This window comes from Microcoleus sp. ARI1-B5 (genome assembly GCF_036705795.1).
Classification (GTDB): Bacteria; Cyanobacteriota; Cyanobacteriia; order Cyanobacteriales; family Microcoleaceae; genus Microcoleus.
Genome location: NZ_JAUBVK010000008.1, coordinates 181,770 through 199,824, shown reverse-complemented (window position 1 = coordinate 199,824; position 18,055 = coordinate 181,770). Strand labels below are relative to the sequence as shown.

Genomic DNA, 18,055 nt, shown 5'->3' with positions numbered 1-18,055 from the left:
AGCTGACTTTACCTTGTGTTAATTGCGCTATGGAGGACGGGCCCAAGATCCCATCCCACAATCTCAAATACTACAGATTTCCAGTCGCGAGATTATAGTTGCCCGCTGCAGGACGCCCATCTCGCGATCGCCCAGCTAAAATTTAATCTCTTGCCTTGCACCACGTCTAATAATCATAAGGGTTTTTTGGCTCAGAAATTGGTTTTAGGGAAGATGCTTGAATAATTAATTTGCGCTTCCCTTGCAGTTCTTCTACGATCGTCTCTCCTTCTATTTCTAGCCAACTGTCTGGGGCAAAGGCGGCGCGGCTTTGACCGATCGGTAATTTTACCGGCAACCCGATCGGATAGGCGTCCGCCGCGCAGCAGGTAATGATAAAACGCCCGATCCACAGATATTGTTCTGCTAGGTTGGGCGGGTGAATTACAAATCCTTGAACCTTGACTTTCTGACCTCTGTATGTATCTGGTTCGGGATTGAAATTTAACAGACGCACCCATTCGACGAGCGATCGCTTTTCGGGTTTTGTAGTATTGCGAAATTCTTGCGGTTGCAGTCTGGTGATTGGCAGGGATTCGGTGATGCCTCGTTCTAATGCTGTCTGGCTGGTAAATGTGCGGGGCGTTGTGGCTAAGCCGATTAATGCGACGCTCAACATTAAGGTGCTGCCGATACTGGGGGGAAATAAAGTAACGTGTTCAACTTCTGTGCTTCTGAGAGATTTATTTGCTGGCGATGTCCGGGATTGCTTTTTGGTGCGATCGACCTTTAAGAGTTCCCAAGTTTTCAACCCGCCAATCACCATTAAGCCGATTCCTCCCGCTACAGTCAACCCAAAGTAATTCGGGTGAATGAGAATGCTTAATTTGCCGGTGATCCAATATTTGAGGAGCAATATTCCCCACGCTAAGATAGCTAGGGCGTCCAGCCAGGGACTAATTTTTTTAAGATTCATTTTTTAATAGTCATTGGGAATTGGGAATTGCGAATTGGGAATTGCGAATTGCGAATTGCGAATTGCGAATTGGGAATTGCGAATTGCGAATTGCGAATTGGGAATATCTTGTTATTTAGGGGTTGGGGGCAATTTATTAACCCAGATACAAGTTGACGGCGAGGGTCATTAAAAAGGTTAACTGAGCAGCCAAAATCATTAAGTAAATGACGGCTCGACTTTTAAAAATAGACAGCATTAAACCGATGCCTTTGAGGTCAATCATCGGGCCGAACACGAGAAATGCTAACAGCGAACCGCTGGTAAATGTGGAAGCAAAAGATAGGGCAAAAAAAGCATCTACTGTAGAACAAATCGAGACGACTGCGGCTAATAGCAGCATGGCGAGAATCGAGGAAACGGGGCCTTGGCCGAGGTTGAGAATTAGTTCGCGGGGTGCGCCAACTTGAATGATGGCAGCGATCGCACTTCCGATGACCAAAACTCCTCCCAATTCGCGCAACTCCTGTACCATAGTATCTAAAAGCAGGCGCAGGCGCTCTTTAGAAACCCGGTGAAACATGGAGGAACGTTTCGAGGTTTTGTCTGTTTTGCCTGTTTGTAAGGGCTTCCACTCGTCTTGTAGCAAAGATTCGATCGGCACTGCACCCCCCTGACCGAGCATAAATGTCCCCGACTGCAACAGTGGCGAAGTGTTGGTCAGGAGTAGTTCTTTGTCGGAAAATTCTGGTTTTGGGAGGGGAATCGCGCGGGCTACAGAGGGGTGTAGCAGAGGCCGCAAGTCTGTTTGGGCGCTGAATACCCAGCCGATAATTGTAGCGATAAAGAGAGAAAAGACTACCCGCAAAACTACAATTTCTGGCTGATCGCGAAATGCCGTCCAAGTCGCCCAAATTACCACGGGATTGATGGTGGGGGCTGCGAGTAAAAAGCCGATCGCGGCTGGTGCGGGCACTCCCTGCATCAGCAACCTGCGGGCTACGGGCACGTTACCGCACTCGCACACGGGAAACAAAAAGCCGATCGAACTACCCACCAAAGCCCCCAGCAGCGGGTTTCGCGGGATGCGGGATACGAGTTTGCGTTCGTCTACAAACCCCAGCAGCAAACCTGAGAATAAAACTCCCAGCAGCAGAAAAGGTATTGCTTCTACTAATAAGCTGAGAAACAGGGTAAAAGCATTGTTTAACTGATTTGTTAGGACTGGTTGCATCGATCGCCTACTGGTAAATTGGTATTTAGTTTCAAGTTTTTGGCTGAGCCCCTGTCGATCATACCTTCTTCACAGCGCTAAGTTAAAATTCAGTTGAAAATTTTTTGCGACAATCCTCAATCTTATAACAATCATTAGAAGTCGCAGATTCGGGTAAGGACACGGCGCCGTGCCGTTTCCGTGCAGATATCGCTTAGGATCTCGATGTTTCCTGACTTTTAATGATAGGTTTTAAATTGAATATGAGGTTTTTTTGCTGCTTTTTAAAATAAAATTGCGAGAAATTGTAATTTAATAAATCCCGATAAATTGAATAATTTAAAATCATTAAAATTGTTTAAATTTCGCTCAATATTTCTGCCTGATTCGCCGGGATCAGCCAATCAATAATGGAATCGCCAAGCTTTTTTAGACGGTCTTAGTCTGCGGGCAAACCGATCGGGCGGTATTTGAGGCGAGGCGGGCGATCGGGCGGCGGTATCTTGGAGGGCGAGGCGGGCGATCGGGCCATTCGGATTTTATTGTACGGGCGATTAATTATAATTTTCCGTAATTTAATTTATTGTTAACAACAGGTTAAGAATTTAACTCTAGGTTAATTAATAGTTAAATACTCGAACCAAGCGTTAATACCCCTCAAGCCAATATAAAATAAAGTCAGGCATAATTGCCAGGGCGCATCTATCTCAGTGATACTCGATCTTGTCTAATACTTGAGGTGGTAAAATGTCATTTACCATTGTCAGTGTTTTGTGTAATTTAACAAGCAGTTTGCCAGGGGAATGCAGACCAAAAAACTCAGCTACTCGCCTGCTGAGCTTTGGTAGCTGAACGTCTGCTGGCAAATAGAACCCCCAAAAAAGCGTGCTGATGAATTTATGTTAAATACCTCCTGCGTAGAAAGACCAGTCCAACCCATGTCCGAGACTGACCTAAAAGAACTTGGTTTAGACTCTACTCTCCAAGAATTGTCGCTTTACGCTTTTCAGGTAGAAGCTACGGATTTGGGAATGCAAATTTCCCAGTTGTTAGAAGCTAATCCGCTGTTACCGGGAGTCATTTTGACCGATGGGGGTGAATTTGCCGGCATGATTTCCCGGCGGAGATTTTTAGAATTTCTCAGCCGTCCTTTTGGGCGAGAATTATTTTTAAAGCGACCTGTGAGGGCTTTGTACCGCTTTGCCGAAACCGAGAGTTTAATTTTTCCCAGCAATACTTTAATTGTGGATGCAGCTAGAAAGTCGCTGCGGCGATCGAAAGAACTGCTTTACGAGCCGATTGTGGTTCAAATGTCGCCTGAAAGTTATAGTTTGGTAGACGTGCACGAACTGTTAGTGGCCCAATCCAACATTCACGAACTAGCGACAAAATTGCTGAGACAGCAAACTCAATCTCAACTAATTCAAACCGAAAAATTAGCCAGTTTGGGGCAGATGGTAGCTGGAGTCGCCCACGAAATTAGAAATCCCGTCACCTGCATCAGCGGAAATCTTGGCTTTTTGTCTAACTACTCGAAAGACATCATGGAGTTGCTGGCTGCTTACGAAGAAATTGTCGGCCCCTGCGAAAAAGTTGACCAACTAAAAGCAGACATAGAATTTGATTTTTTGCAAGAAGATTGGGAAGAAATTCTCAAAAGCATGAAAGTTTCATCCCAGAGGCTGACCGAACTCGTCACCAGCCTGCACACCTTCTCTCACATGGACGAAACCCACTTGAAAGAAGCTAACCTCCACGAATGTATTGACAGTACGCTGCTAATTATGAAAAACCGTCTCAAGTACGGGTTTAAAGTTGTTAAAAGCTATGGGGATTTGCCTTTGGTCAAGTGTTATTCTGGTCAGTTGAGCCAGGTATTTATGAATATTGTCAGCAATGCGATGGACGCTTTGGATGAGGTAAAAGGAGCAAAAGGTTTTGTGCCTGCGATTACTATTCAAACTGAGGTAATAAACAGTGCTGATGGAGATTGCGTTGATTCGGAATTAATTCAAAATTATGTTTTGGGCGATCGACAAAATGCAAAATTGCGATCGTCCGCCAGCCAAAACGGCGACTTCAGCCCAGAAGCAGCGGGGAAAAATCAAAATAACGCTTGGATAGCCATCAGAATTGCCGATAACGGGCCGGGAATTCGGCCAGACATTCAGCGGCGGATTTTTGAGACGTTTTTCACTACTAAACCTGCTGGGAAAGGTACCGGTTTGGGGTTGGCAATTACTCATCAAATTGTTACCCAGAAGCATAAAGGCAAGTTGAATTTGCATTCTACGCCCGGTACTGGCACGGAATTTGAGATTTTGTTGCCATTGATTTGAAGGTAGTCTAGGATGCAATTAGACCATAAAATTGGTTCGATACTTCGGAATGTAAGTCCCGCTCAAAATCTGAGAATTAGGGTGTGTCAGTTAGGGAGATTTTGGGTATAAACTCACAATCTGACAACTGAAGGCCCGGAATAAATGGTGCATCAGAATTAGATTTTCGGTGATGATTGAGAACTACTAAACTGACGCACCCTACGGCTCAAAATTCATCCGTTACATCCCGTACATTGCTCGGTGCCGAACTTCTTCCCGCAATTAAGCTCGAAGCTGAACGGGCATCACCAAGAATGTGGCATTGACTCCGCCCAAAGGCTGAAAAATTACCGGAGCAAGAGCACCGTTTAATTGCAGTTGAATTTCGGGAGACTGAGCCGTTTTCAAAATGTCAACTAAGTATTTCACGTTGAAAGCAATATCTATGCTGTCTCCAGATATCTGTGCAGGAAGTGACTCTTTGCCGCTGCCGACATCTTTGGCATCTACTGACAAAGTGATTTCCTGATTCTCTTCGTCGATGCTGCATTTGAGGATATTATTTTTTTGGTCTGCAAAAACTGCAATTCTTTCTACTGCTGCTAAGAGCGATCGCCGCTCAAGAGTAATTTGCCGCTCAAAAGACGGTGGAATCAACTGTCTGTAGGCGGGATATTGCCCTTCCAAGGTGCGGGTTGTCAGCCGCTGATCGGCCCATTCAAACACTACTTGACCCTGCTCAAAATGCAGGGTAACAGGTTCAGTCCACTGCCGCATCACCAGCATTCTTTCTACTTCCCGCAATGCTTTAGCGGGAACTGTCACCTCAAATTCTTCTGCGGTTTCTTCGCCTTCGGCTTTTTCGTTGGCAGTTTGAACTACTGCCAATCTGTGGCCGTCTGTAGCTGCAAATTCTAGGCAATCTTGCAATACTTTTAAATGCACCCCTGCAAGTACCTGTTTTGCTTCGTCGGGGCTAGTAGCAAATAAAGTTCCTTTGAGTCCTTCTATCAAGGCTTCGGGCGGCAATTTAAGGATTGTTCCGGCTTCGATGGCGGGCAATTCTGGGAATTCTTCCGGGCCCATGCCTCTGACTTGATAGCTGCCAGAAGTGCAAGTGAGATATGCTACGGTGTCCCCCGCTTCGTCTTCTAAAGTAATCTCTCCATCTGGGAGTCTCGAAACAATATCGTTGAGCAATTTCGCGGGTATGGTAAAACTCCCACCGCCAGTCACTTCTGCTGCAAAGCTGGTACGGATGCCCAAACTGAGATCGAAAGCTGTTAAGCTAACCCGCTGATTTTCCTCATCCGCTACTAAGAGCACGTTGGCTAGTACCGGATGTGTCGGGCGGGAGGGAACGGCTCGACTTACCAACGAGAGGTTGGCGTTGAGGTCACTTTGGGTGCAAACCAATTTCATGAGAGGTTAATTAACCGGATTTGAGACAGAAACAAATCGTATCACAGAAAGCTGATGACAGTTGACAGTTGACAGTTGACAGTTGACAGTTGGCAGTTGGCAGTTGAGAGTTGACAGTTGAGGGTTGACCGAAGCAACAAGGAAGAGTTGACTGTTGGCGGAACACTTTTTTTTAGTGAATGATTTTTGGGCGATCGCCCTGTGGAAACTGTGGAAAAAAAAGTTAACTGCTTGCTATATGTGACTTGTAGCTGATAAATGCCTGTGGAAAACTTGTGGAAAAGCGGGAATTAGCCGATCGCCCGCCCATTTTGGTACAAAAGCTGTTTCGGGCGATCGAGTAAAGTTTTCCACAAACTCAGGGCAAATTTTCCACAGGTTTTTCCACAGGCCATCTCAAACTAACGGTTGGCGCTTAAGTTTTGCGGCTGACTGCGTTAATTCGATCGCTCAACTGACGCAAAGTTTGCGATAAATTCGGGTCAGTGTTCCGCAACTGAGCAATTTTGTCGCAACTGTAAAGCACAGTCGTGTGGTCTTTTCCGCCGAAAACTTCGCCAACTTTCGGCAAACTCAAACCAGTATGCTGCCGAATTAAATACATCCCTATTTGACGGGCGAGGCTAATTTCTCGCCTGCGGGAAATGCCTTTCAAATCTTCAACAGAAACATCAAACGCCTCGGCCACAACAGCAATTACTGCATCCGGAGTCGCCTCTACGCTTTCAGTTTGCGGGTTCAAAACCGGGGCGATATTTTCCACGGTCATCGGCAAACCCGTAATTGAAAGATATGCTACCGCCCGAATCAAAGCTCCTTCTAATTCCCGAACGTTGGAAGTGTAACTAGAAGCAATGTATTCAATGACATCTCGCGGCAGCCGCATATTTTCATATTCGGCTTTTTTCTGTAAAATTGCCATCCGAGTTTCCAAGTCGGGCAATTGAATGTCAGCAATTAATCCCATCGAAAATCTGGAACACAAGCGCTCTTGCAGGCGTGGGATTTGCTGCGGCGGGCGATCGGAAGCTAAAACGACTTGATTTCCGGCTTCGTGCAAAGTATTAAAAGTGTGAAAAAATTCTTCTTGTGTGTATTCTTTACCTTCAATGAATTGGATGTCATCTATTAATAAAACATCCGCGGCTCGATAGCGATCGCGGAAAGTTTGCATACTATCTTTGCGAATTGCTGCGATTAAATCGTTAGTGAATTTCTCAGTGGAAACGTAAAAAACTTTGGCGTTGGGGTCAATTTCTAAGCGATAATGACCGATCGCCTGCATCAAATGAGTTTTCCCCAAACCGACGCCGCCGCACAAAAATAGGGGATTGAATTCCCGGCCCGGAGACTCGGCTACTGCGAGGGCTGCTGCGTGAGCCATGCGGTTGTTGGAACCGACGACAAAGCGGGAAAATACGTATTTGGGGTTTAAATTGGCGGGTTTGGGCGGGTGCAGCGAGTGGCTTTCCGGGACATCCGCGATGGGGGACGACCAAATTATGGCGGAGTCGCTGCTGTCGCCTGTGTCGTTTCCTCCGGCAATTGTCAAGTAAATGTCTACGGGATAGCCGAGAATTTCTTCAACTGCATCGGCAATGATTTCTCTGTAATATTTTTGCAACCAATTGCGAGCAAAGGGGTTGGGGGCGCTGACTATCAAACAGTTATTTTCGAGTTGTTCGGCCCGGGCAGTTTTGATCCACGTCTCAAAGCTAGGTCTGCTCAGTTGTACCTGGAGACGTTCAAGTATCTGATTCCACAGACTTTCGAGGGTAATGTCCACTGCTTACCTCTGCCGATCGGCATTCAAGAGATTAATTCTACACTCTAGAGAGTTTAGTCCTCAGATGTTAAAGTTTAAGTGAGTCTGCCGTAGCTTGCGGGGCGGGACGCCATCGCGCAAAAAATTTGCGGCACGGAGGCCCAAACCAGGTATCGGGGAACCGCTAGGCAAATATTTAAATTTGGCAGGAAAGCCTTAAAACGTCGCGATGAAGAGTTCAACTGGCAAATTTTGGAAGCAACCGGCAATTTACATATTGCTGCTGGTAACGGGAGCCGGAGCCGCCATGTTGGGCGATCGTCTGTCGGTTTCTCAATTACGTGCAAATTCTGGCGATTCGGGACAAAGGGCGCTGCAACCTCCATTGCAAGTGCCTGCTAATACTAAGCCTCAAGCGGGGAAAGTCTTGCCGCCTGTTCCCTTGTCGGGCGATGCAGCTAACGTGAATTTTATTGTGGCTGCGGTGGCAAAAGTTGGGCCGGCTGTGGTGCGGATCGATGCTTCGCGTAGGGTGAAACCGGGAAATAAAGGGCCCTCGCCGGAAGATTTTTTTGGCGTAGAACCGAATTCGGGCGGCCGGGGCGGGATCGAACGGGGCACTGGTTCGGGTTTTGTCATCGGGGCCGACGGCGTGATTCTCACTAACGCTCACGTTGTAGAGGGCGCAGATACGGTAAATGTAACTCTCCGGGACGGCCGCGGCTATCAGGGGCGGGTGTTGGGGGCGGATAAGGTGACGGATGTTGCTGTGGTGAAGATTGAGGCGAAGGATGTGCCTGTGGTGCCGATCGGCAATTCTGATAAGCTGCTGTCTGGGGAATGGGCGATCGCGATCGGCAATCCTTTGGGTTTGGACAATTCCGTAACTGCGGGGATTATTAGCGCTACGGGGCGATCGAGCTCTGATGTGGGCGTGCCCGACAAGCGGATCGGTTTTATTCAAACAGACGCTGCAATCAATCCGGGGAATTCCGGCGGCCCGCTGCTGAATGCTTCGGGGGAAGTTATCGGGATGAATACGGCGATTATTCAAGGCGCTCAAGGATTGGGCTTTGCGATTCCGATTCAGGCGGCGCAACAGGTGGCGCAGGAACTGATTTCGACGGGGAAAGTCGAACACGCTTATCTGGGCATTGAAATGGCGACGCTGACTGCGGAGGTGAAGCAGCAAATTAACAGCAATGCTAACAGCAGTCTGCGAGTTACAGTCGATCGCGGTGTGGCGATTGTGAGTGTGGTTCCTAATTCTCCCGCTGCGGCAGCCGGTTTGCGGGCTGGAGATGTGATTCAAAAAATTAACAATCAGCCGATTATTCAGTCGGAAGCTGTTCAGGAATTCGTGCAAAATGCGTCTGTTGGCGGCAATTTGCAAATGGAAATCAACCGCAACGGGCAAATAGTTAATTTGAGCGTGAAACCGGGGAGTTTGCCCGTTCAACAAGTTCGATAATTTTGTTGACGGTTGACTGTTAAATTAACTAACCGTTTGTAGTAAGGACTTTAGTCCTTATTTGTATGGTTTGTAGTAAGGACTTTAGTCCTTATTTGTATACTAAAATAATGATGAGAGGACTCAAGTCCTCACTACAAACAAATTACCAATTACCAATGGCAGAAATATTGCAAATTTCACAATTAGGAAATCCCGTACTGCGCCAACCGTCGCAAGTTGTCGAGAATGTTAAGGACGATCGCATTCAAGAGTTAATCGACAACCTGATCTCTACCGTCCAACACGCGCACGGAGTGGGGATTGCCGCCCCTCAAGCGGCGAGGTGCGATCGGCTGTTCATCGTCGCATCCCGCCCCAACCTGCGGTATCCCCAAGCACCGCACATGGAACCGACAGCGATGATCAATCCCCGGATTTTAGCTGCGTCAACAGAGACAGTCAAAGACTGGGAAGGCTGTTTGAGCATTCCAGGGATTCGGGGGTTGGTACCGAGAAGTAGGGCGATCGAAATTGAATACACCAGCAGAGACGGCCAACTTCACCGACAAGAATTGACAGACTTTGTGGCCCGGATTTTTCAACACGAACACGACCATTTAGATGGCATCGTGTTTTTAGACAGGGTGGAAAGCACCACAGAACTCATGGCAGAGGATGAGTACCAAAAGCAATTTGTCAAGCTCCTCTGATAATTGATATAATTGTTATTGATAATCTCAGAGATTTTGCACATAGGAGGGCGAATGTCAATCAATTTGGATAAAGGCGGGAGAATCAATCTCTCTAAAGAAGCACCGGGACTGAAGAATGCCGGGATCGGTTTGGGATGGGATACCAACGCTACAGACACCGGAGCGGCCTTTGACTTAGATGCTTCCGTGTTTATGCTGGGCGCTGCTGGGCAAATTCCCAGCGAAAAATACTTTGTTTTCTACAACAACAAAGAGTCGCCGGATGGTTCTGTAATACATCTGGGAGATAGCAGAACCGGAGAAGGATTTGGCGATGATGAAACCGTTACAGTCGATTTAACTAAAGTCGATCCGGCGGTACAAGAAATTGTGTTTGTGGTGACAATCCACGAAGCAGAATCGAGAAGGCAAAACTTCGGTCAAGTGCGGAATGCTTTTATCAGGATTTACGACACCACTACTAACACAGAAGTCACGAAATACGATTTGGACGAGGATTTTTCTCGGGAGACTGCGGTGGAGTTTGGCAGACTTTACAAGAAAGATGGCGAGTGGAGGTTCCAAGCTGTCGGACAAGGCTACAATTCAGGCTTGCAGAGCTTTGTAGACAAGTATGCCGGATAAAAGGTCGATCGGGCAAAGTTCAACAAGTAAGCTAACCTAAAACAATAGAATACTCAGCTCCCCGACTTCTTTAAGAAGTCGGGAAGCTGACAGCGATAGCATTTTACATTTTACATTTAATGAGGTGACAAAAAGTGGCGATTAACTTGACAAAAGGACAATCAATTGTTCTCAGCAAAAGCGAATACGACTTATCTCGATTGACAATGGCTTTGGGCTGGGATGTAGCGAAAGCTAAAACAAGTCTTTTCGGCCGCAGCAGCGGTGCAAACTTTGACTTAGATTCCTACGCTCTGCTGCTGGGAGAAAATGGCAAATTAAAGAACTACAAAGAGGATGTAATTTATTACTCTCATTTGGAGTCAAAGGACAAAACAGTTGTTCACTCAGGCGACAATCTCACGGGAGCCGGAGACGGCGACGACGAACAAATATTTGTGAAACTGAGCTCTTTGCCAGCAGAATATCACCAAATTATTTTGGGGGTAAATATTTACGATGGAAAAGAGAGAAAACAGCATTTTGGCCTGGTAGAAAATGCTTACGTGAGGGCTGTAGATGCAGCCGGAAAAGAAATCGCTCGCTATCGCTTGTCAAATGACCCTTCCTATGAAGGAAAATTAAATATGTTGATGGGACAAGTTTATCGAGAAGGCGGGGAGTGGAAATTTAAGGCTTTGGGAAATCCTTTAGCTGCCGATTTGAACGGTGTTGTCGGTTCGTATATGCGGTGAATAAAAAACTTCAATTCTGCTTAAAAGATAATTGATCTTCTAAAGGAGTTGAAGCTTTTCAGGGGTCTCGCTGAACCGCTGCTAAGCCTTGGCGTACTGCAAGAAAAATGTTCTCTGCTAAGTCGGTTTGAGCTTTTTCCTGTTGCCGTTTCCCTCCTTCTGGGCTAGTGGCATATAACGGTGGTAAGCGATTGAGTGCACAGGCGATCGCTTCCTCTGGTTTGATATATTTCACTAAGTTGGGTGGCAACTCTGCTAACTGTCGCATCACTTCCGCTGTTACCAGCGGTTCTAGAACATTACAGTAGCGCTTTCATTCGATCGGGCAATAAATTTGTCATGGGATTTACCTCCTCAAAATAACCTCCAAAGTTATCAGTTAAGTAGGTCGGCGCGAAAAAACCGAACTCTGTTAAAATAAGTAAACACAGAGAATACGTCAACTAAGGTAACTCAATATATGGGCGCTAGATTAAGGGTATTTCTTACTCAAAAGCAAGACAAAACCCTATTATAACTGAGAACTGCCAATGTACCACCAAAAGTGAAAGACCGAGCAGAAGTAGTGAGGTTAAATGCACATGGCTGGTACGTTGAAAAAATAGCTGCTCATTTTAACTGGGTTCCACAAACAGTGAGAGAGGTTTTACATAAATGGTCGCATCTAGGTATGGGAGGGTTTTGGGAATTGCCCGGTCGAGGGGGAAAACCCAACTGGAAAGAGGAAGACATAGAGTTTTTAGTAGAATGCCTCAAAAAAGCATCACGTGCATATAACAGTCTTCAATTAGCACAGAAATTAGAAAAAGAACGTTCGGTTAAATAGAGTGCCGACCGATTAATACCAAATCCGGGTTTGGGGCCCCCGTTATTTTTTAGTCTGCCCAGGACACGAAAGTGTGTATAGACGCGATTTCAATCGCCTCCTTCATAACGGGGATATCTTACCCGGATTTGGTATAAGATGGATACTAAAAAAGGGTTTATTTGGAAATTCGCTTAGAAAAAGTCATAAAGGAAAACAAGACCCCATAGTACGAGAAATGAAGCAATGCGACTTAGATATGTTGCAATTAGAGGCGGCGGCGGGGGAAATCGACTTAAAGTATTTGGATGAATCAGGGTACGAGTGCGTGGAGTGAACCCGGTTACACTTATTACCGAATAGGTGAGCAAAAACGGTTATAACAAACTTTCACGGCGCGGTCGTAGATTAAGTATTGTCGGACTTCTTCAACAGGGAATTAGTTTTGTTTACGGTAAGCGTAATTGGGGGTGTCGATCGAAAAGCTTATATCAAAATGATGGAGCGAGAAGCCCAGGAAGCTGCTGAGATTGGACGAGCCAGAGTCATCGTACAAGACAACGGCCCAATACCTCGATGCCAAGAAGTCCAACAGTTATGGCCGCATTGGGAAAAGCAAGGTTTATACATCTTCTTTTTGCCCAAGTATTGTTCCCAAATGAACCCAATTGAATTAGAGTGGCAACACATTAAAAAAGATGAATTAGCGCTCCGAATGTTTGAGGACGAGTTAGATATTGCCTATGCCGTAATTCATGGAGTAGAAGTTAGAGGAGAAAGAGGAAACTACAGTACACAACGTGTTAAATTTAACTCCAATCCGGCTTGTTAACATTTCGTTACATAAAGGCGATTTTTCCCACCTACTTAGAGAGGACTTCAGTCCGAACGATCGAACCGATATCACTTAGGAATAAGAGTTTTGATTCACTGCTTTAGAGAGGACTGAAGTCCGAACGATCGAATAATGTAATTTCTTCATTTGTAGGAATTTGAGTGAGTTAATAAAGTCTGTTGAATTTTGTCTAACAATTGTGCTGCCGAAAAGGAAGAAGGCAAAATTTTGGCAGATACTTCTTGCAGCAAAAAGTCGATCGCCTCAGATTCGGAATTTACAGCAGACCGATCGTCCCAGACTAAAATGGGCAGTTTTACTGCCATTTGCCGCAGGTTCGATAGCGCTTGCAACATGGCGGCGGATTCTGACGGGGCATCTCGCAAGCACAGCAACACTAAGTCAACGCTTTGATATTGCAACTGCTGCAAAACTTCTGTCCAGCAGGGGGCGATCGCCCCTCGAAATCCTGCGGTTTGGATGTACTGAATCAAAGCTTGAAAGTTGGGAGTAGAAAACTTGGAATGGGGAAGGGGAATCTCGGCTTTTGTCGATGATCGAGCGCCATTTTCCAATTCTCCCGTCGGATTCCCCCCAGCAGTGCGGTGCAAGTCCGGTAAAGTCGAAATGTCAGCAAATAAAATGCTGGGCTTCCAACTCATGCCCGCAGCTACTTGAATCACTTGCCACAACGCAGACGCCCCCAACCCGGTGCATGAGGTTTCACTACCATCGGGACTGCCGGCAGCCAAACAGGGAAATACCGACAATCCTTTGACTTGATTTGCTAGTTGCGTCGTTGCAGGGTCTAAAGTCACTAAGGGCAGAGAACCCAAATTTCGAGACCGACTTAACTGTTCGATAAAAGCTAAGGGGTTTTGCAGTTGACTCGTACTGTCCAAGACGATCGCATCCGGTCGCCAAATTCGCGCCACGAGTTCTGCTTGGTCGAGGTCGTCTGCTTCCAAAACCCGGCAGTAGGTGGGGTTGAGCAGTAAAGCGGAGCCTTGAGAGGAACTGTTTTGCGGGCACAGCCACAAAACAGTTAAAGAACTCCTCACCTTGCTCGTACTGGCATCGGGGCGACCGATCGAGTCTGCCAGCAGCCTCCGCAAAGCGGCTTCTTCCACCGGCAAGCTCAAAAAGCCTTCGGCGCGGTTGACTGAAGCCCGTTCTTTTTCGCCTCTGGTGGCCGTGACGATCGCCGGAATCGATCGGGTATCCGGATCGCTCTTGAGCAGCGTCAGCACGTCCCAACCGGACAGCAGCGGCAGCAGCGGGTTGAGGAAAATCGCTTCGGGACTGAACCTGCGGGCTTTTTCCAGCGCTTCGGTGCCGGAACGGGCGACTATTACTTGGTAGCCCAAACCGGAGAGGACGTTGGTTAAATCTTCGATATATTTGGGAACGGCTTCGACTATTAATACTAAACGAGAGCGAGAATTGGCGATCGGAGTCTGATATTTTGGTTTGAATAATTCTGCCTCGGCTGCTGTATGTGCTGGGGATTCTTCAGAGCTATTTCCCGGAGGATTTGGCGGCAGCAACAAGGTAAATTGAGAGCCTTGGTTTTCTGAGGAAATAAACGAAACGTCTCCGCCGTGGAGACGGGCGAGCCGTTGAGTCAGTACCAGTCCCAGTCCGGTTCCTTGAAAGCGGCGGGTGAGGGGACTTTCTAGCTGTTGGAATTTCTGAAATATCAGGTGCTGTTTGTCGGCGGGGATGCCGATGCCTGTGTCCCAAACTGTGAAGGCGAGCCAACCTTCCCAAACATTTACTTTCAAGCCGATTTGGCCGCCCCTGGGAGTGAATTTTATGGCGTTGGAAAGAAGGTTGACGAGCATTTGGCGCAGCCTCAGTTCGTCGGCAATTAAGTGGCTCAGTCCCGGTTCTATTTCGAGGGTAAATTCGATTTTGGCTCCGGGTTCTCCGTCCGCTGCGGCGCCCGGAGTGCTCGGCCCGGGAGGGGATTTTTCTTCTTGCTGTTGCAGTTGTTTTGCTTGTTCAAAGGCTCTTTTGCAGGTCGCTGCTATTTCGACGGTTTCGGGAATTAGTTCTAGCTGCCCGGTTTCCATTCGGGTCAAGTCTAAAATGTCGTTAACTATTGTCATCAAATGCCTCCCGCTTTGATGGATTAGTTTGGCGTAGCGTGTTTGGCGATCGTTGAGTTCTCCGATCAATTTATCTTTGAGGAGGCTGGACAAACCGAGGACGGCGGTGAGCGGGGTTTTTAGTTCGTGGCTGATGCAGGATAAAAATTCGTCTTTTAGTCTGTTGAGGTGGATTAAATCTGCGTTTTTCGCTGCTAGTTCTTTGGCGACTAAATGTTCTTCGGTGACATCTTGTCCCATTACTAAAATTAGTTTGTCGCAGAGCGGTTGTTTGACAAATTGCCAGATCCGTTCTTGACCTGTTTGTACGGGGCAGTCGCAAATGTAGGTGTCTGGTTTGCCGGCGGTGGGGCACCAAGCTGGAGCGGTTAAGGTTGAGGGGGAGGCGGCGGCGTACAGGGGTAGCGGGCAACTGGTGGCTGCGGTTGAATCACGCGCGGCGAAGCTATCCCGCAGGGAATCGCCCGATCGACTTGCTCCTACTAGGCTCCTGCACTCAGAGGTGACGGCCTCTAAGAGCACCCTCTTGTCTTCGGTTGTTAAATGGCTGGGTTTGTGGGGCGAGTGTTTGCCCAAATTTGCTGCTGGTTCTGGAACAGGTTCTGGGCCTGCTCCCAGCAAAATCCGCCACGCAGCGTTTTGGCTGACTATTTGTCCGGTGGGGGTTTGCAATCTCAGGGGCAGGGGCAGTTTTTCCAGGAGTTGGACTAGGGAGTTGAGGTTTTCTGAGGGTTTCAATCCTGCTTCTAGGAAGCGCACTTGAGAGCCTAGGGCGGTGGCGATGGCTGCTCCTTGGGGTATCAATTCGATTTCTTTAACGGCTGTTGGCTGCGCCCTCAGGCTGCTGTTAAGTGCGGCGAATTGCAGCAGGCTCTGGCACTCTAGCATTCCTAAAAATTGACCGCTGGCATCTGTCAGGGCGATCGGGCTTTTGGATAAGCCGCCGACGGTAAGGCCTGGCTGCTCCGGGGTGTTAACTTCCTCTGTTTGCAGGTATTCCCAGAATTCGCTGAGGCTCAGAGCGGCCGATACTATCTGGATCGGCTCGATCGCGATCCGGCTTTCTGACAAAGGTTGCTGCTCGTCGTTTGTGCGATCGGCCCAAAGGGCCCAAAAGCTCCGGAGGTAAACTAATCCCAGGGGCTGTAGCTGTTCGTTGACTACTGCGACTCGATCGCAGTTGCCCTCACTGAAAATTGACCGCAGCGATGTTAGCGCAGCCGTCGGTAGGCACAGCGGCACTGGGTCGATAAAATTTTTGAGACTGAGGCTGGTGGTTGGCATAACAAACCTGAGAGTCTGCTATCTATAGCAGTAATATTTTTGATACCCTATGTAGCTGCCGATTTATTTATCTTATTTGTTTTATACCAGTTCCTTATCTGGCCCTGGAGCTGCACCGAGAAGAGCGAGTTGGATGCCTGCACCTGATTTGAGGCGACTAGCAATTATTTTAAGGCTTAAGCTTAATTGCAGAAATCAGGTTCAGGGTGCTTGACACAAAAGCCAATCAGTACACTTTGACCATCGCTGTCCTAGAAGCTTATCACTTATTTGGTGGTTAAGATTGGTTACAATAAAGGTTGCAATGATTGTTAAAATGTTAAGTATTTTGTATAAGGAGATATCAACTCTGAGCGATCCAGCAATTTCGGACAACTTGGGCGGTTCACCTAGAGGTTTGCTTCCCCAACTGTCGATCGGTATTTTTGTCCGCTCTGAGGAACTCGCAGGCTCTGCGATCGAGCTTTTGACGGGCGAACGCTATGCTTTAACGCACATTAAGTCGGCAGTGGAGTTTTTCGGATTCCTTAAGCACAATTACCACCTCGATTGTTTGGTTTTTGAGGTAGATGGGGCTCTGCGCGAGCTCCTGGGCAAGCTGCAAGAACGATCGATCTTTTTGCCTGCTGTGATTTTTTCGCCCCAGCCAGGGGAAGATGAAAGGCTAGAAGCACCACATAAAGATGGTTTTGAGGCAGCAGCCAGTACCGCCGACAAGAGTCAAAAGCAAAGTTGTGCTTTTTTTTATCACCCTGCTGAGGTGCAACTGCCAATCGCTCGATCGAGCTCCATAGCTGCCAGTATCGATCGGGCGATCGCACAATTTCTGAAACTTTCAACTCCGCTTCCTGTCAATGACCAATCCGCAAGGGTCGATGCGACGGCCCAATTGACTGCTCAAAGTTTGCTAAGCCGACAGCAGCGGCGACTTGCAGAAAAATTACGGGAGCGATTAGGATACTTAGGTGTGTATTATAAAAGAAATTCCCAAATTTTTTTGCGAAATCTATCTGGGCAAGAGAAGCAAAAGTTTTTGGAGCAACTCAAGTCAAGTTATCGCGACATCGTGTTGCATTATTTTTCTGAAGATACAGCGGTCAACAATCAAATAGATGAATTTGTGAATTTGGCTTTTTTTGCTGACGTTCCCGTGACTCAAATTGTAGAAATTCACATGGAATTGATGGACGAGTTTGCTAAACAGCTAAAATTAGAAGGGCGCAGTGAGGAAATATTGCTCGATTACCGCTTGACTCTGATTGACGCGATCGCTCACCTGTGCGAGATGTACAGGCGATCGATTCCGAAAGAGACATCTCAAGGTACAAGGTAGAAGGTAAAAATCAACCAAAAAGAAAGGAGAAGGCAAACGGCAGGCTCAGCCTGAGGCTGAAATTATTATAAAATAACAAAGAACAGCGGATTCAAGACAAATAACAACTACAACTAACATCTGACAACTAATACTCAACATTTTAAAAAGTTCATGAGTCCTCTGAAGAAAACCTACATTCTAAAGCTGTACGTTGCCGGCAATACTCCGAACTCAGTGCGAGCTTTGAAAACCCTAAAAGACATCCTAGAACAGGAATTTCAAGGAGTATATGCCCTGAAAGTCATAGACGTTCTCAAAAATCCTCAGCTAGCAGAAGAGGACAAAATTTTGGCAACCCCGACGCTGGCGAAAATCCTGCCGCCGCCGGTGCGAAAAATTATTGGCGATTTGTCCGATCGCGAGAAAGTTCTGATAGGATTAGATTTGCTCTATGAAGAACTTCGCGAAGAAGACCTGAATTCATAAGATAATCAGGTGACAGTCAGTCGATTTGAGATTTTCCATT

At 47.1% G+C, this 18,055-nt stretch carries 13 protein-coding genes and 3 pseudogenes; 10 read left to right on the top strand and 6 right to left on the bottom strand.

From position 1 onward, the window contains the following. Positions 1-166 precede the first annotated feature (166 nt). On the bottom strand, positions 167-955 hold the full coding sequence (locus QUB63_RS15300; protein WP_332946106.1) for a TIGR03943 family putative permease subunit: 789 nt from the start codon (positions 953-955) through the stop codon (positions 167-169). A gap of 136 nt (positions 956-1,091) precedes the next feature. Further along, positions 1,092-2,168 (bottom strand): permease, encoded by a 1,077-nt coding sequence (locus QUB63_RS15295; protein ID WP_332946105.1) that lies wholly within the window; start codon positions 2,166-2,168, stop codon positions 1,092-1,094. A gap of 878 nt (positions 2,169-3,046) precedes the next feature. On the opposite strand from QUB63_RS15295, the gene QUB63_RS15290 reads away from it, so the two are divergent. Continuing rightward, entirely contained in the window at positions 3,047-4,486 is a 1,440-nt protein-coding gene (locus QUB63_RS15290; RefSeq protein WP_332946104.1) for a sensor histidine kinase, read from the top strand. Positions 4,487-4,750: 264 nt separating this feature from the next. Here the strand turns inward: QUB63_RS15290 and dnaN are convergent, their stop codons facing one another. Both dnaN and dnaA read right to left on the bottom strand, forming a co-directional pair. Beyond that, positions 4,751-5,890 (bottom strand): DNA polymerase III subunit beta, encoded by a 1,140-nt coding sequence (gene dnaN / locus QUB63_RS15285; RefSeq protein WP_332946103.1) that lies wholly within the window; start codon positions 5,888-5,890, stop codon positions 4,751-4,753. A 415-nt stretch (positions 5,891-6,305) separates the two neighbouring features. Beyond that, on the bottom strand, positions 6,306-7,676 hold the full coding sequence (gene dnaA, locus QUB63_RS15280) for a chromosomal replication initiator protein DnaA (RefSeq protein WP_332946102.1): 1,371 nt from the start codon (positions 7,674-7,676) through the stop codon (positions 6,306-6,308). A 208-nt stretch (positions 7,677-7,884) separates the two neighbouring features. Between dnaA and QUB63_RS15275 the strand changes: the two genes are divergently transcribed. From QUB63_RS15275 to QUB63_RS15260, 4 genes are all read left to right on the top strand, one after another. Further along, complete coding sequence (locus tag QUB63_RS15275; protein ID WP_332946101.1) at positions 7,885-9,126, top strand: HhoA/HhoB/HtrA family serine endopeptidase; 1,242 nt, start codon at positions 7,885-7,887, stop codon at positions 9,124-9,126. 158 nt (positions 9,127-9,284) lie between these two features. Continuing rightward, the gene (gene def / locus QUB63_RS15270; protein WP_332946100.1) at positions 9,285-9,818 is read left to right on the top strand and encodes a peptide deformylase; all 534 of its coding nucleotides are present in this window, start codon (positions 9,285-9,287) and stop codon (positions 9,816-9,818) included. Positions 9,819-9,872: 54 nt separating this feature from the next. Beyond that, entirely contained in the window at positions 9,873-10,445 is a 573-nt protein-coding gene (locus tag QUB63_RS15265; protein ID WP_332946099.1) for a TerD family protein, read from the top strand. Between the two features lie 134 nt (positions 10,446-10,579). After that, positions 10,580-11,179, top strand: coding sequence for a TerD family protein (locus QUB63_RS15260; RefSeq protein WP_332946098.1), 600 nt, complete (start codon positions 10,580-10,582; stop codon positions 11,177-11,179). Positions 11,180-11,237: 58 nt separating this feature from the next. On the opposite strand, the pseudogene QUB63_RS15255 reads toward QUB63_RS15260, so the two are convergent. After that, positions 11,238-11,468, bottom strand: a pseudogene (locus QUB63_RS15255) (late competence development ComFB family protein); the annotation flags it as partial. 255 nt (positions 11,469-11,723) lie between these two features. Between QUB63_RS15255 and QUB63_RS35050 the strand changes: the two are divergent. The 3 genes and pseudogenes from QUB63_RS35050 to QUB63_RS15245 all read left to right on the top strand — a co-directional run. Next, a pseudogene (locus tag QUB63_RS35050) lies at positions 11,724-11,837 on the top strand (helix-turn-helix domain-containing protein); the annotation flags it as partial. Between the two features lie 66 nt (positions 11,838-11,903). Beyond that, positions 11,904-12,002: pseudogene (locus QUB63_RS35045) on the top strand (IS630-like element ISAcma27 family transposase); the annotation flags it as partial. A 397-nt stretch (positions 12,003-12,399) separates the two neighbouring features. Further along, complete coding sequence (locus tag QUB63_RS15245) at positions 12,400-12,816, top strand: transposase (RefSeq protein ID WP_332946096.1); 417 nt, start codon at positions 12,400-12,402, stop codon at positions 12,814-12,816. Positions 12,817-12,962: 146 nt separating this feature from the next. Here the strand turns inward: QUB63_RS15245 and QUB63_RS15240 are convergent, their stop codons facing one another. Continuing rightward, entirely contained in the window at positions 12,963-16,214 is a 3,252-nt protein-coding gene (locus QUB63_RS15240) for an ATP-binding response regulator (protein WP_332946095.1), read from the bottom strand. A 397-nt stretch (positions 16,215-16,611) separates the two neighbouring features. Here QUB63_RS15240 and QUB63_RS15235 point away from each other — a divergent pair, with 397 nt between their 5' ends. Beyond that, complete coding sequence (locus QUB63_RS15235) at positions 16,612-17,547, top strand: circadian clock protein KaiA (protein WP_442921795.1); 936 nt, start codon at positions 16,612-16,614, stop codon at positions 17,545-17,547. A gap of 153 nt (positions 17,548-17,700) precedes the next feature. Next, the gene (gene kaiB / locus QUB63_RS15230) at positions 17,701-18,015 is read left to right on the top strand and encodes a circadian clock protein KaiB (RefSeq protein WP_265233654.1); all 315 of its coding nucleotides are present in this window, start codon (positions 17,701-17,703) and stop codon (positions 18,013-18,015) included. The last annotated feature ends 40 nt before the right edge of the window (positions 18,016-18,055 follow it).